The 13,849-nt window shown below is 73.2% G+C and carries 12 protein-coding genes; 6 read left to right on the top strand and 6 right to left on the bottom strand.

Annotated elements, in window-relative coordinates; translation table 11 throughout:
* Window positions 1-81 precede the first annotated feature (81 nt).
* The 5 genes from OG344_RS03015 (at window position 82) to OG344_RS02995 (ending at window position 5,654) form a co-directional block, all read left to right on the top strand.
* Window positions 82-999, top strand: a complete 918-nt coding sequence (locus tag OG344_RS03015; RefSeq protein WP_405086880.1) for an NAD-dependent epimerase/dehydratase family protein — start codon at window positions 82-84, stop codon at window positions 997-999.
* 306 nt (window positions 1,000-1,305) lie between these two features.
* Window positions 1,306-2,661 (top strand): HD-GYP domain-containing protein, encoded by a 1,356-nt coding sequence (locus OG344_RS03010; protein ID WP_405086879.1) that lies wholly within the window; start codon window positions 1,306-1,308, stop codon window positions 2,659-2,661.
* Window positions 2,658-3,941 carry an HD-GYP domain-containing protein gene (locus OG344_RS03005; RefSeq protein ID WP_405086878.1) on the top strand — a complete coding sequence of 428 codons (1,284 nt, stop codon included), beginning with the start codon at window positions 2,658-2,660 and terminating at the stop codon, window positions 3,939-3,941. The genes OG344_RS03010 and OG344_RS03005 overlap by 4 nt, the downstream gene beginning before the upstream one ends.
* 134 nt (window positions 3,942-4,075) lie before the next feature.
* Window positions 4,076-5,410, top strand: coding sequence for an acetyl/propionyl/methylcrotonyl-CoA carboxylase subunit alpha (locus OG344_RS03000; RefSeq protein WP_405086877.1), 1,335 nt, complete (start codon window positions 4,076-4,078; stop codon window positions 5,408-5,410).
* A 31-nt stretch (window positions 5,411-5,441) separates the two neighbouring features.
* Window positions 5,442-5,654: a biotin/lipoyl-binding carrier protein gene (locus tag OG344_RS02995; protein WP_327047715.1), complete on the top strand. Its 213-nt coding sequence runs from the start codon at window positions 5,442-5,444 to the stop codon at window positions 5,652-5,654.
* Between the two features lie 89 nt (window positions 5,655-5,743).
* Here the strand turns inward: OG344_RS02995 and OG344_RS02990 are convergent, their stop codons facing one another.
* Window positions 5,744-6,121, bottom strand: a complete 378-nt coding sequence (locus tag OG344_RS02990; protein ID WP_405086876.1) for a thioesterase family protein — start codon at window positions 6,119-6,121, stop codon at window positions 5,744-5,746.
* A 527-nt stretch (window positions 6,122-6,648) separates the two neighbouring features.
* Here OG344_RS02990 and OG344_RS02985 point away from each other — a divergent pair.
* The gene (locus OG344_RS02985) at window positions 6,649-8,325 is read left to right on the top strand and encodes a serine/threonine protein kinase (protein ID WP_405086875.1); all 1,677 of its coding nucleotides are present in this window, start codon (window positions 6,649-6,651) and stop codon (window positions 8,323-8,325) included.
* Window positions 8,326-8,373: 48 nt separating this feature from the next.
* On the opposite strand, the gene OG344_RS02980 is transcribed toward OG344_RS02985, so the two are convergent.
* From OG344_RS02980 to OG344_RS02960, 5 genes are all read right to left on the bottom strand, one after another.
* The gene (locus OG344_RS02980; protein WP_405086874.1) at window positions 8,374-10,020 is read right to left on the bottom strand and encodes an acetolactate synthase; all 1,647 of its coding nucleotides are present in this window, start codon (window positions 10,018-10,020) and stop codon (window positions 8,374-8,376) included.
* Window positions 10,021-10,137: 117 nt separating this feature from the next.
* A complete protein-coding gene (gene bioB / locus OG344_RS02975; RefSeq protein WP_405086873.1) occupies window positions 10,138-11,136 on the bottom strand; it encodes a biotin synthase BioB in 999 nt (332 codons plus the stop codon).
* Window positions 11,137-11,170: 34 nt separating this feature from the next.
* Window positions 11,171-11,893 (bottom strand): dethiobiotin synthase, encoded by a 723-nt coding sequence (gene bioD / locus OG344_RS02970; RefSeq protein WP_405086872.1) that lies wholly within the window; start codon window positions 11,891-11,893, stop codon window positions 11,171-11,173.
* A gap of 2 nt (window positions 11,894-11,895) precedes the next feature.
* Complete coding sequence (locus tag OG344_RS02965) at window positions 11,896-12,624, bottom strand: GntR family transcriptional regulator (protein ID WP_327047709.1); 729 nt, start codon at window positions 12,622-12,624, stop codon at window positions 11,896-11,898.
* Window positions 12,621-13,778 carry an 8-amino-7-oxononanoate synthase gene (locus OG344_RS02960; protein WP_405086871.1) on the bottom strand — a complete coding sequence of 386 codons (1,158 nt, stop codon included), beginning with the start codon at window positions 13,776-13,778 and terminating at the stop codon, window positions 12,621-12,623. Before OG344_RS02960 ends, OG344_RS02965 begins: the two co-directional genes overlap by 4 nt.
* Window positions 13,779-13,849 lie beyond the last annotated feature (71 nt).

Here is a 13,849-nt window from a genome sequence, read left to right as displayed (position 1 = left end):
TCCTCCCGGGCAGTTCGAGGGCCCGGGTCGCGACGCGGCCCGTTAGGATCTTCCCCGTACGGGGCCGGGAGGGGGCGGAGCATGCGTGCGCTGGTCACGGGCGGAGCGGGTTTCATCGGGTCGACCCTCGTCGACCGGTTGCTCGCGGACGGCCACGAGGTCGCGGTGGTGGACGACCTGTCGTCCGGGCACACGCGCGACCCCGGCGCCCCCCTGCACGTGATGGACGTGCGCGACCCCGCGCTCGCGGAGGTCGCCGAGCGCTGGCGGCCGGAGGTCGTCTGTCACCTCGCCGCGCAGATCAGCGTGCGCAGGAGCGTCGCCGACCCGCTGACCGACGCCTCGGTCAACGTCGAGGGCACGGTGAACGTCCTGGAGGCCGCCCGCCGCGCCGGTGCCCGCAAGGTCGTCTACGCCTCCTCGGTGGCGGTCTACGGCAGGCCGGCCGTCATCCCGGTCCCCGGCGACGCGCCCGCCGATCCCCGTTCGCCGTACGCCGCCTCCAAGCTCGGCGGCGAGCTCTACCTCGCGACCTACCGCGCGCTGCACGGCCTCGAATACACCGCGCTCGTGCTGTCGAACGTCTACGGGCCGCGCCAGTCGCCCGAGGGCGAGGCCGGGGTGGTCGCCATCTTCACCGACGCCCTGCTGACCGGGAAACCCACGGTCGTGTACGGCGACGGCGCCCAGACCCGCGACTACGTGTTCGTGGACGATGTGGTGGACGGCTTCGCCCGCGCCTGCGGCACCGGCGGCGACGGCCGCCGGTTCAACCTCGGCACCGGTGTGCGGACCACCGACCGGGAGCTGCACACGCTGGTCGCGGCGGCGGCGGGCGTCCCCGACGAGCCGCGCTTCGAGCCTCCGCGGCTCGGCGACCTCCCCGACATGGCCGTCGACCCCGCGCCCGCGCTCGACGGCCTCGGCTGGCGGCCCCGCCACGACCTGGCCACCGGCCTGAAGGCCACCGTCGAATGGGCCCGCGAGACATCGGCCTGACCGTCTCGAACTCCCGCAATTGCACGGGGTGTGATTGCTTGGTTACGTTTTGGCTGCGATGGTCGCGACATCCCGGCCCGGCCCGCGCCCCTTCTGTAGCCTGAGGGCGCAATCGACGTGGAGGCGGCGCAATGTTTGGGAAGACCGTCGTCAGGCTGACAGTGGCGCTGGCGCTGCTCACTCCGGTGGTCGCTCTGGTCGGCCTCGCTGCCGGCACCCCGGGGATCTCCTGGACGTAGTCACTGCCTGTGGGCCGGTCACGGACGGCCGGCCCACAGGTCCGATCCGCATTCGAGGTGGCCGCCAATGCGGGAACTTCCGTGGCCCGCCAGGGTCTATTTCGCCGCGCTCGTCGGGACCGCCGGCGTCGTGATCGCGCGCGGCCTGCTCGCCCGGCACGGGCTCGCGCCGGAGGACTGGTCGACGCTCCTCGTCCTCGCGCTGCTGTTCCTGCTGTGCGAGTCGGTGCCGACGCTGCTCAGCGTGCCGAACGTCGCCGTGTCGGTGAGCTTCTCCGCCGCCCTGGCCGCCGTGGTGCTCGTCGGCCCGGAGGGGGCCGCCCTGGTGGGGCTGGCCGCGGTGGTGAGCGCCCGCCCCGGCCTGCAACTGGTGAAGCGGCTGTTCAACGGCGCGCAGTACGCATTGTGCGGATACGCCGCCGGATGGGCCTACGAGAGCGCGGGCGGGGTGCCCGGGCTGCCCGAACCGGCCGACTTCCCGGGCGTCCTCGTGCCGTACGCCGCCGCGACGGCGGCCTTCGTCGCCATGAACTTCGCGCTCACGGCGGTCATCCTGCGGCTCGCCGCCGTGGTGCACCGCGACCAGGTCTCGCTCCGCGTGATGGTGCAGTTCCTCAGCTCCTACGTCGGCTTCGCCACCTTCGGCCTGCTGATCGCGGCCCTGTGGTCGACCGTACAGTCGATCTCCGCCGTGCTCGTGCTGCTGCCGCTGTTCGTGGCGCGGTGGGCGCTCGGGCACTACCACGCCGAGCAGCGCGCGTACGACGCGACCATCGCGGCGCTGTGCCAGGCGGTGGAGACCAAGGACTACTACACGCGCGGGCACTGCACGCGGGTCTCCGCGGCCTCGTCCATGATCGCCGAGGAGATCGGCATGGGCACCGAGCGGCTGCGCGCGATCCGGTACGCCGGGATGCTGCACGACGTCGGCAAGCTCGGCGTGCCCACCAAGGTGCTGCAGAAGGAGGGCCGGCTCACCGAGGAGGAGTACGCCGCGATCCAGCTGCACCCGATGCGAGGGCTGGAGATCGTGCGGGGCATCGACTTCCTCGACGAGGCCTTCGCCGGGATCATGCACCACCACGAACGGCACGACGGCAAGGGCTACCCGATGGGGCTCGCCGGGTCCGAGATCCCGGAGTTCGCCCGGATCATCGCGGTGGCCGACGCCTTCGACTCCATGACCTCCGACCGTTCGTACCGGAAGGCCAAGCCGATCGAGGTCGCGGTGGCCGAGCTGCGCAGGAACGCGGGGACGCAGTTCGACCCCGACATGGTGGCCCGGTTCGTCCGGGCGCTCGACCGGCACGGGTGGCAGCCGGCCCAGCCGGCACCCGTCCCGCCGGACGACGCCGCCGTGGAGACCACGGCCAAGGACCACGACGACCCGACGACCCCGATCCAGGTGGTGTCGGAGCGGTGAGGACACGCAGGCCGGCCACCGCGCAACTGGGGCTCGACTCGGGTCAGCTCCTGCTGATCTGCGCGGCCGGGATGCTGACCGTCGCGGGGATCGCCCACACCGCGGCGCACGGACTGACCGACGCGCGGGTCGCCATCGGGTTCGGCGCGCTCGTCGCGGCCGGCGAGCTGGCCCGGCTCACCATGCCGGGCAACCGCGAGGTCGCGCCGATCTCCACCGCGGCCTCCCTCGGCTACGCCCTGCTGCTCGACGTGGGCGGGCGGCCCGCGGGCCACTCGGCCCTGGAGGTCGTGGCGGTGATGTCGGTCGGCATGATCGCCGGCGGGCTGCCGCATCTGGCGGTCGGCCGGCCGCCGCGCCTCGACGCGATGGCCCGCAGGCTGCTCGCCGGGTCGCTGCTCGCGTTCGCCTACCGGCCGCTGACCGGCTCGCTGGAGGCGATCGCCCGGGCCACCGGCGAGGGCAACTGGTGGCCCGCGCTCGGGGTGATGGCCGTGCTGGTCACGGTCATGCTCGTGGCCGACGTGGTGATCGCGGCCCTGCTCCGGGCCAACCAGGTCAGGACGGCGTTCGCCGTCGCCGTGCGCGACGAGATCAGGATGGCCGCGCCGCTCGGCGCCGCCGTCGCGGCGTCGGGCATCCTGCTCGCGCTCGCCTCGCACAGCATGGACATGACCGCCCTGCCCGCGTTCGCCGCGCCGCTGCTCGTCACGCAGGTGGCCTTCCGCAAGTACGCCGGAATCAGGGCGACCTACCTGCAGACCGTGCGCGCGCTGAGCCGGGTCACCGAGGTCGGCGGATACGTGGAGCCGGGCCACTCGCGCCGCGTCAGCCGCCTGTCGGTCGCCGTCGGGCGGGAACTCGGCATGTCGGAGCCACAGCTGCTGGAGCTGGAGTACGCCGCGCTCATGCACGACATCGGCCAGCTCTCGCTGCGCGATCCGATCCCCGGCGGGGCCACGGTGCTGGCCGACGCCGACCAGGCCCGGCGGATCGCCGGCCTCGGCGCCGAGGTGATCAGGAAGACCGGCGTGCTGCACGGCGTTGCGGAGATCGTCCGGCGGCAGTGCGACACGGTCGGCGAGTCGCCCCCGACGGCCAGCCGGATCATCAGGGCCGCGAACGCCTACGACGACCTGGTGGGCGGATCGACCGACCGCGACAGGGCGGCGGCCGCTCTGGAGCGGCTGCGCCTCGACGGCGGCTCGGCCTACGATCCCGGTGTGGTGGAGGCCCTGGCGCGCGTCGTCGACCGGCTCGTGCGCGTTACCCGGTTGTAGCAGACGTAACACCGCGGCACCGCCGGCGGCACGCCGATGACATCATCGTTGTCGCGACCCTACAGATTCGCCCGCCGGGTTCAGTCGGAACGGGCGGGGGGAACCGGGCGGGTGATCCCCCTAGAGTTGGCTGCGTGCTCGACTCAGTTCTGATCGCCAATCGCGGGGAAATAGCCCGGCGGATCATCCGTACGGTCCGGGGAATGGGGCTGCGCGCGGTCGCGGTCCACTCCGAGGCGGACGCCGACCTGCCGTTCGTCCGCGAGGCGGACGACGCCGTGCTCCTCGGCCCGGCGCACCCGGCCCAGAGCTATCTCGACATCGACAAGGTCCTCCAGGCCGCCCGTACGACGGGAGCGCGGGCGGTCCACCCCGGTTACGGGTTTCTCGCGGAGAACGCCGCGTTCGCCCGCGCGGTGATCGACGCCGGGCTCGTCTGGATCGGCCCGGACCCCGAGGCCGTCGAGCGGATGGGCGACAAGATCAACGCCCGGAACCTGATGGAGGCGGCGGGCGTCCCGGTCGCGGCCGGGACCAGGGAACCGGTGTCCGACCTCGCGCAGGCCGAGCGGGCCGCCAAGGAGATCGGCTACCCCGTCATGGTCAAGGCGTCCGGCGGGGGCGGCGGGATCGGCATGGGCGTCGCCCGCGACGACGACTCGCTGGCGAAGGCGTTCGAGCAGGCCTGCCGGGCGGCCGCCCGGTTCGGCGGCGAGCCGGCCATCCTGCTGGAGCGGTACGTCGAGCGGGCCAGGCACGTCGAGGTGCAGATCCTCGGCCTCGCCGACGGCACGGTGGTCGCGCTGGGCGAGCGGGACTGCTCGGTCCAGCGGCGGCACCAGAAGGTCGTGGAGGAGAGCCCGTCCCCCGGCGTCACCCCGGAGCTGCGTGAGCGGATGCTCGCCGCGGCCGTACGGGCGGGGGAGGCGGTGGCCTACCGCGGCGCCGGCACGGTCGAGTGCCTGGTGGACGCCGACGCCCAGGACTTCGTCTTCCTGGAGATGAACACCCGCCTCCAGGTGGAGCACCCCGTCACCGAGCTGGTCACCGGCCTCGACCTGGTGGAGCACCAGATCCGGATCGCCGCCGGGGAGGTCTACTCCGTCGAGCCGCGCAGCAGCGGCCACGCGATCGAGTTCCGCGTGTACGCCGAGGACCCCCGCCGGTTCCTGCCCGGCCCTGGCAGGATCGGTGTGTGGGAGGAGCCGGAGGGCGAGGGGGTGCGCGTCGACTCGGGCTACACGGCGGGCAACACGGTCACGCCGTTCTACGACCCGCTGATGGCCAAGCTCTGCGTCACCGGCGCCACCCGCGAGGAGGCGCTGGAGCGGGGGCGGGAGGCCGTCGGCGCGTTCCGTATCGAGGGCCCCAAGCACAACCTTCCCTTCTGCGCCGAACTGCTCGATCATCCCGAGTTCGTGAGCGGGGACTACGACACCGGTCTGGTCTCCCGGATGAGAAAATCCTGATCTGCTGAATCGTGTTGAGGGGAGTGTCCGGGTGGCCGAGGTACACGCCGAGATGGTGGCGAACGTCTGGAAGATCGTCGTGAGCGAGGGCGACGTCGTCGACGAGGGCGACACGCTGGTGATCCTGGAGTCGATGAAGATGGAGATCCCGGTCCTCGCCGAGGACCCGGGGACCGTCACCAAGCTCCAGGTCAAGGAGGGCGACGTCGTCCAGGAGGGCGACCTCATCGCCGTGGTCGAGTGAGCTGGTCGAGTGAGCTGATCGGGTGAGCTGATCGGCTGACCTGATCGGGCGGCGCGGCGGGCGGTTCGGAGACGGGCTCAGAGATGGGCTCAGAGGCGGGCGAGGAAGCGCTCGCGGTCGACGACGACCCGCTCGATCGTGCCGGTGGCCACCAGGGCGCCGGCCTCGTCGGCGGCGCTGACGGAGAAGACGAGCCGCCTGCCGTCCACCTCCGTGAGCTCGGCGGCGATCTCGACGTGCGTGCCGACGGGGCTGGGCAGGCGGTGCTCGATCAGCACCCTGGTCCCCACCGAGGTCTGCCCGGGCTCCAGGTGCCGCTGGACGGCCTCGACCGTGGCGCCCTCGGCGAACGAGAGCAGCCGGGGCGTTCCCAGCACCGGCACGTCGCCGCTGCCGACCTGGATGGCCGTGTCCTCGTGCTTCACCACGATGCGGACCTCGGCGCGCAGACCCGGAGCGAGACTCATGCCGTCAGCCTATTGGTTCGCCCTCCGATCGGAGGCGGTCGCAACTTTTCGCGGCGCGGAGACGTCTTAGAGAGCGGTGTCCGAGTAAGCGGCGTCCCGGGAGACGGTGTGCAGGGAAGCGGCGTCTCGGACGGCGATGTCTCGGACGGCGATGTCTCAAGGAGGGGGAAGAGCAGGCGGCCACCGGCTAGGGTGATGCACCGTGGACCTCTTCTGCGATCACTGCGGCCGTCCGGCCGGAGACGGTGATCACGCGGCCTGCCCGGCCGCGAGGGAGATGGAGCCACCGCGCTACTGCCCGCAGTGCGGCCGGCGACTGGTCGTCCAGGTGACGCCCAGGAACTGGTCGGCCCGGTGCTCGGTGCACGGTGTCAGGGGCGGATAACCGGTAAGCTCGACATCCGGCCCCCGAGCCCGGAGCCCTCGCCTAACAGGGTTCCGTGATCCTGTCGTTATCTTCCCGCGACGCGAGCCTGCTTTGTTGGACACCTTCGGGGGTCGAGTGACTTAGGGGGTACGGGGCGCAAATGGTGGCCCAAGGGATGACCCTGGCCGGGCGCTACCGGTTGGACGCTCGGCTCGGCGCCGGGGGCATGGGCGAAGTGTGGCGTGGTGAGGACACTGTCCTCGCGCGCACGGTCGCGGTCAAGGTGCTGCTCCCCGGCCGCCTCGACGACCCCGGATTCGCGGTGCGCTTCCAGGGCGAGGCGCGGGCGATGGCGACCGTCAATCACCCCGGCGTCGTCGACGTCTACGACTACGGCGTGACCGACGTCCCCGGCGACGGCTCCACGGCGTACCTCGTGATGCGGTTCGTGGACGGCGAGCCGCTCGACCGCCTGCTGACCCGGATCGGCCGCATCGGCCCCGAGCCCGCGATGGAACTCATCGCGCAGGCCGCCTCCGCGCTGCAGGCCGTGCACGAGCGGGGGATCGTGCACCGGGACATCAAGCCCGGCAACCTGCTCGTCCGCCCGGACGGCACGCTGGTGCTCACCGACTTCGGCATCGCCCGCGCCGACTCGGGCAGCCGTCTCACCGACGCGGGCATGGTGCTCGGCACCGCGGCCTACTGCGCCCCCGAGCAGGCGGAGGGCGCTCCGGTCACCCCCGCCGTCGACATCTACGCCCTGGGCGTGGTGGCGTACGAGTGCCTGGCCGGGCAGCGCCCCTTCGACGGCGAATCGCCGGTGACGATCGCGCTCAAGCACATCCGCGAGGAGCCGCCGCCGCTGCCGCCGGACGTGCCGCCCGCGGTGCGGGCCGTCGTCGAGCGGGCCATGTTCAAGGACCCGGCGCGCCGCTGGCCGTCGGCCTCGACGATGAGCCAGGCGGCCCGCCAGGCCGTGCTGCCCGGTGCCGGAATACCCGGTGCCGCGGTGACCGGCGCCGGCATGTCCGGCCTTGTCTCCCGGGCGATGGCCGTCCCCGGCTCGCCGGCGGCGACCCAGGCGAGCCCCTACCCGGGCGGACCCGAACCGGTCTCCTCCACCGGCCACACCTACCGCGTCACCCGCGAGTCGTGGGACGACGCCCCGGCCGTGCCGCCGGCGACCGTCGCGACGCCGCAGCAGGGCACCCGGACGTCGCGGCGCGCGGCGGCCAGAGACGCCGCCCAGCGGTCCCGGCGGGGCCGCGGGCTGCCGCTCGCGGCCGGAGTGGCGGGGGTCGCCGTCGTCGGGGCTCTGGTGGTCCTGGGGATCAACATGGCCTCGGCCGGGTCCGGCACGCCCGCCCCCTCGGCCGCGGGGTCCCTCCTCGTGGAGACCCCCACGCCCAGCCCGTCGCCGTCCCGTTCCCGCATCCGCAGGACGCCCACGCCGGTGGTGTCCGTGCCGCAGGTGCTGCCCAGTTCGTCCCGGCCGACGCCGACCCCGACGCCCACTCCGTCGCCGAGCCCGTCCGCCTCTCCCTCGCCGTCGCCGTCGCCGAGCCCGGCCGAGGATCTCGTCGAGGTCCCGTCCGTCGTGAAGGTGACCGAGGGCGTCGCGCTGGCGCGGATCAACAAGATGGGTTTCAAGCCCGCCGGCACCACGACGGGGGAGGGCAAGTGCCGGGGCCTCGTCGTCAGCCAGAGCCCCGCCGCCGGGACGAGGAAGCCCGAGGGCTCGGTGGTCAAGTTCGTGGTGGAGTTGCTGCCCTGCCCGTCGGCCTCGCCCAGCGCCGAGCCGAGCCCGTCCGCGAGCCGTACGCCCGCCCCCTGACGGTCCCGCCCCGCCCGCCGCGTGGCGGGCGGGGTCTTTTCATGCCCGTCAGACGCCGGAGGTGGTGCGCGGGTAGGCGACGGCCGGGTCGGTCGCGATGTTCACCAGGTAGGGCACGCCGGAGTCGAAGGCGCGGCGCAGCGCCGGGCCGATCTCGTCCGGCGACGTGACCAGTTCCCCGCCGCCGCCGAGCGCGGTCACGACCTGGTCGTAGCGGCACTGCGGCTGGAGCTCGGCCGCCACGTCGTAGCCGTACAGCATCTGCATGGGGTGCTTCTCCAGCCCCCACATGCCGTTGTTGCCGCAGATCATGACGACCGGCAGCCGGTGCCTGACCAGCGTGTCGACGTCCATCAGCGAGAAGCCCGCGGCGCCGTCGCCGAGCAGCAGCACGACCTGCGACGAGGGCCGGGCCAGCCGGGCCGCGATGGAGTAGCCGAGCCCGGTGCCGAGGCAGCCGTACGGCCCGGGGTCGAGCCAGCTGCCCGGGCGGCGCGGCTCGACGTACTTGCCGGCGTAGGAGACGAAGTCGCCGCCGTCGCCGATCACCACCGCGTCGTCGGCGAGCACCTTGTTCAGCTCGCCGTAGATGCGCATGGGGTGGATCGGGTCGGCGGCCGACTCCAGCAGCGGCGCGTCCTCGGCGATCGCCGCCGCCGCCGTCTCGCCCAGCCTGGTCACCCAGGGCGCGTACGCCTTGGGGTTCACCCCGGCGGTGCCGCACGCGGCGCCGAGGCCCCAGAAGAGGAGGGACAGGTCGCCCGACGCCGAGCCCGACAGGCCGGTGTGGGTCGCGAGCTGGGAAGGCGCGTCGACCATGTGGACCACCCGGGCCAGCGGCGCGCCCTCCTTGCCGCCGAACCAGCCGTACGCGAGGCGGAAGTCGAGCGGGGTGCCGACGACGACGACCAGGTCGGCCTGGCTGAACGCGAGGCCGCGGGCACGGGTGACGAGCAGTTCGTGCCCGGCGGGCAGGATGCCCCGCCCCTGGCCGTTGGGCACGACCGGCAGGCGCCACTCCTCGGCGAAGTCCCGCGCCGCCTCCTCCGCGCGGTCCATCCACACGTCCGAGCCCAGCACGAGCAGCGGACGCTCCGCCTCGGCGATCAGTCGCGCGATGCCGGCGAGCGCGTCGGGGTCGGGCTCCAGCGGCGACGGGGTCAGCGTCTCCGAGTCGTACTCGGCCGACGGCCCGAACAGGTCGTCCATGTGGACGTCCAGGAACACCGGGCCCCGGTGCGGCGCGAGTGCGGTCCGGAAGGCCATCTCCACGTCCTGGCCGATGGAGTCCGCGCCCGAGCCGGTGAAGGCGAGCTTGGTGATGGTCTCAAACAGAGGGGGATGGTCCATCTCCTGCAGCGCCCCGGAGCCCCAGCGCGAGCGCGGGGCGCGCCCGCCGAGGACGACGACCGGGGAGCCGTTGAAGTGGGCGGTCGCGACCCCCGAGACGCCGTTGGTGACACCGGGGCCCGCGGTGAGCACCGCGAGGCCGGGCCTTCGGGTCAGCCTGGCCGTCGCCTCGGCCGCGAACACCGCGCTCTGCTCGTGGCGCACGTCGAGGATGCGCATGTTCTGATGGACGGCCCCGTCGTAGAGGGGGAAGACGTGCCCGCCGGAGAGCGTGAACATGGTGTCCACGCCGTAGGCCTGGGAGACGGCGACGGCGATGTCGCCTGCGTGTTTGGGGGACTCCATAGGGTGAAACCTACCAGTCGGTCACTTTTGCGAACGGACGGACGGCCAATGCCCTCCAGCCACGGGAGAACGTCGGTCACCTCCGCTGATGCCCGCTGCCGCTCCGGATAAGCCCGATCAGAGCGTCTGGGAGAGCGCCTTGATGGGCATCTTGAGATCGGCGAGCAGCTCCAGGTCACGCTCGGGCGCCTGGCCGAGGGTGGTGAGGTAGTTGCCGACGATGACGGCGTTGATCCCGCCCAGCATGCCCTCCCTCGTGCCGAGGTCGCCGAGGGTCAGCTCGCGGCCTCCGGCGTACCGCAGGATGGTGCGCGGCAGGGCGAGGCGGAACGTGGCGATCGTCTTCAGCGCATCGCCGCCGTCGAGCAGCGGAGCATCGGCGAACGGCGTGCCCGGCCGGGGGTTGAGGAAGTTGAGCGGCACCTCGTCCGGCGCCAGCTCGCCGAGCTGGGCGGCGAACTCGGCCCGCTGCTCCGGCGTCTCGCCCATGCCGACGATGCCGCCGCAGCACAGCTCCATGCCCGCCTCCCGGACCATGAGGCAGGTCTCCCAGCGCTCCTCCCAGGTGTGGGTGGTGACGACGCGGGGGAAGTGCGACCGGGCGGTCTCCAGGTTGTGGTTGTAGCGGTGCACTCCCATCTCGGCCAGCTCGTCCACCTGCGCCTGGGTGAGCATGCCGAGCGAGCAGGCGACGTTGATCTCGACCGCCTCCCGGATCGCCCGGACGCCCTCGCGGACCTGGTCCATCAGCCGCCGGTCCGGGCCGCGTACGGCGGCCACGATGCAGAACTCGGTCGCCCCGGTCGCCGCCGTCTCGACGGCCGCCTGGACGAGGGAGGGGATGTCGAGCCAGGCCGCGCGGACCGGGGAGGAGAACTGCCCGGACTGCGAGCAGAAGTGGCAGTCCTCCGGGCAGCCTCCGGTCTTGAGCGAGACGATGCCCTCCACCTCGACCTCGGGGCCGCACCACTTCATCCGCACCTCGTGCGCCAGGGCGAGCAGGTCCGCCAGGCGGTCGCCGGGCAGCGTCAGGCACTCCAGCGCCTGCGCCGCGTCGAGCCCTCTGCCCTCGTCGAGAACCTGGACGCGGGCGATCTCCAGGATGTCGGTCTTCACGCGGCACTCCCGTCGGCCGGTTGGGGCACTGCTGTCACAGGGGCAGCATAAAGGTCGAACGGAACGCGGCCGGGTCGAACATGCCGCCGAACGCGGGGGCCAGGCCCGCCCGCGCCACCCGGGCGAACGCCTCGGGGCCGAGCGACCCCGCGCCCTCCGGCAACGCGCCCGACAACGGGCGGGCGGCGAGCATCTCCAGATCGGCGACGTTCGAGCGGTCGGCGAGGCCCGGGACGGCGGGCCAGGAGCCGATCACCACGCCCGCGAGATCGAGGCCCCGGCCCGCCATCGCCTCAAGCGTCAGCGCCGTGTGGTTGAGGGTGCCCAGCCCGGCGCGGGCCACCACGAGCACCGGGGCGTCCAGGTGCCGGGCGAGGTCCGCGAGCGTGCCGCCCTCCTCGTCGTACCGGACGAGCAGCCCCCCGGCGCCCTCGACGAGCACCAGCCGGTGCGAATCGGCCAGTTCCCCGATCCGGGCCGCGGCGGCCGCGAGTGACAGCGGCGGCAGGCCGCGGACGCGGGCCGCCGCCGCGGGGGAGAGGGGATCGGGATACCGCGCCATCTCGAAGGTCGAGGTCACCCCCGACAGGCGGATCACCTCGTCGAGGTCCCCGGGCTCCCCGGCCGCGACCCCCGTCTGCGCCGGCTTCACGACTGCGGCCGTCGCGCCCCGCGCCACCGCCAGCGCAGCGAGCGCGGCCGTCACCACCGTCTTCCCCACCCCGGTGTCCGTCCCGGTCACCACGAGAACACTCATGATTACGGCCGGCGGAGGCGGGTGACGAACTTGTAGCGGTCGCCGCGGTAGAGCGACTGGGCGTACTCGACCGGGTTGCCGTCGGCGTCGAAGGCGTGCCGGGTCAGCAGCAGCATCGGCAGGCCGACGTCCACCCCGAGCACCTGCGCGTCGTACGGCGTGGCGAGCACGGTCTCGATGACCTCCTCCGCGTCGGTCAGCCGCACGTTGTAGGCGTTGTGCAGCGTCTCGTACAGCGAGGAGTGCACCTCCAGTTCCCGCCGCAGCCGGGGGAAGCGGCGGGCGGAGAGGTGCGTGGTGTCGATCGACATCGGCTCGCCGTTGGCCAGGCGGAGGCGGTGGATGCGCAGCACCCGGCTGCCGGGGTTGACGGCCAGCCGCCGGCCGAGCGTCTCGTCGGCGGTGACGTAGCTGATGTCGAGGATCTTGGTGTCCGGCTCCAGGCCGACCGTGCGCAGGTCGCCCGTATAAGAGGTGAGCTGGAGCACCTGCGCGACCTTGGGCTGCGCGACGAACGTGCCCTTGCCCTGGATGCGCAGCAGCCTGCCCTCGACCACCAGCTCCGACAGCGCCTGCCGGACCGTCGTCCGCGAGGTCTCGAAGCGTACGGCCAGGGCGCGCTCGGGCGGGAGCGCGCTGCCCGCGGGCAGGCTCTTGGTGAGTTCCAGGAGACTCCGCTTCACGTCGTAGTACTTCGGCACGCGGGGAGAGTCCTCGCCGTGCTCCGTCAACCGTCCCACCCTCGACTCGGCCCTTTCGTCATCTCGGCCACAGCGGTGAGCGCACCCCGGACCACCACGAGATCATCGGACCGCAGATCGGCACGTGCGGTCAACCGCAGACACGCGCGGTCCTGCGGCACCGACGGTGGGCGGAAGCATCCCACGCGCACCCCGTGATCCGCACACAGTGCCGCCGCCGCGAGTGCGAGCCGGGGCGGGCCGAGCGCGACCGGCACCACGGCGGCGGCGGGGTCGGCCGTCTCCAGGCCGAGCCCGCGGGCCAGCGCGGCCAGCTCCCGCGCCCTCTCGCGGGCGCGGGCGGGCAGGCCGGGAGACGCCTCCAGCAGGTCGAGGGCGGCCAGGGCGGCCCCCGCGCACCCGGGGGCGAGGCCGGTGTCGAAGATGAACGACCGGCCGGTGTCGACGAGCGCGGCGATCACCTCGGGGGCGCCCAGGACCGCGCCGCCCTGGGAGCCCAGCGACTTCGACAACGTGACGGTCCGCACGACGTCCGGCCGGCCGGCCAGCCCGGCCGCGTGCGCCGCGCCCCTGCCGTGGTCGCCGACGACGCCGAGCGCGTGGGCCTCGTCCACCACGAGCAGCGCGCCGTGCCGTACGGCGGCCTCGTGCAGGGCGCGCAGCGGCGCGACGTCTCCGTCGACGGAGAACACGGCGTCGGTGACGACGAGGGCGTGCTCCTCGTGCCGTTCGGCCAGGACCTTGGCCACCGCCTCGGTGTCCCCGTGCGGCGTGACCACGACCCGCGACCGCGACAGCCGGCAGGCGTCCACGATCGAGGCGTGGTTGCCGGCGTCGGAGACGATCAGACCGTCCCGGCCGAGGGCGGCGACGGCGGCGAGGTTGGCGAGGTATCCCGACGAGAACACCAGGGCGCCGGACGCTCCCGTGAAGGCGGCGAGCCGGTCCTCCAGCTCCGCGTGCAGCCGGGTCGACCCGGTCACCAGGCGCGACCCGGTGGAGCCCGCCCCCCATTCGCGGGTGGCGCGGACGGCCGCCTCGACGATCCGCTCGTCCCGCGAGAGGCCGAGGTAGTCGTTGGAGGCGAGGTCGAGCAGCCCGTCGTGGTCGGGCGTGCGCGGGCGCAGGGCACGCCGCAGGCCCGCCGCCTCCCGCCGCGCCGCCGCCGCGCGCAGTCTGTCCATCGGCCCTGTCATGTCGGCCCTGTCATCGGCCCCGTCATATGGTGCATCCTGCCAGGTGGCGAAGGTCGATT

It is taken from the genome of Microbispora sp. NBC_01389, assembly GCF_045040095.1.
In the GTDB taxonomy this organism is placed as follows: domain Bacteria; phylum Actinomycetota; class Actinomycetes; order Streptosporangiales; family Streptosporangiaceae; genus Microbispora.
The sequence above is the reverse complement of the archived record's forward strand: the minus strand, read 5'-3'. Positions and strand labels throughout refer to the sequence as shown.

Coding starts and splice junctions, on each gene's coding strand:
- OG344_RS03015 (WP_405086880.1), top strand. CDS start 82: ATGCGTGCGCTGGTCACGGGCGGAGCGGGTTTCATCGGGTCGACCCTC.
- OG344_RS02990 (WP_405086876.1), bottom strand. CDS start 6,121: ATGAGTCTCGCTCCGGGTCTGCGCGCCGAGGTCCGCATCGTGGTGAAG.
- bioD (WP_405086872.1), bottom strand. CDS start 11,893: ATGAGTGTTCTCGTGGTGACCGGGACGGACACCGGGGTGGGGAAGACG.
- OG344_RS02960 (WP_405086871.1), bottom strand. CDS start 13,778: ATGGACAGACTGCGCGCGGCGGCGGCGCGGCGGGAGGCGGCGGGCCTG.
- OG344_RS03010 (WP_405086879.1), top strand. CDS start 1,306: ATGCGGGAACTTCCGTGGCCCGCCAGGGTCTATTTCGCCGCGCTCGTC.
- OG344_RS02980 (WP_405086874.1), bottom strand. CDS start 10,020: ATGGAGTCCCCCAAACACGCAGGCGACATCGCCGTCGCCGTCTCCCAG.
- OG344_RS02985 (WP_405086875.1), top strand. CDS start 6,649: ATGGTGGCCCAAGGGATGACCCTGGCCGGGCGCTACCGGTTGGACGCT.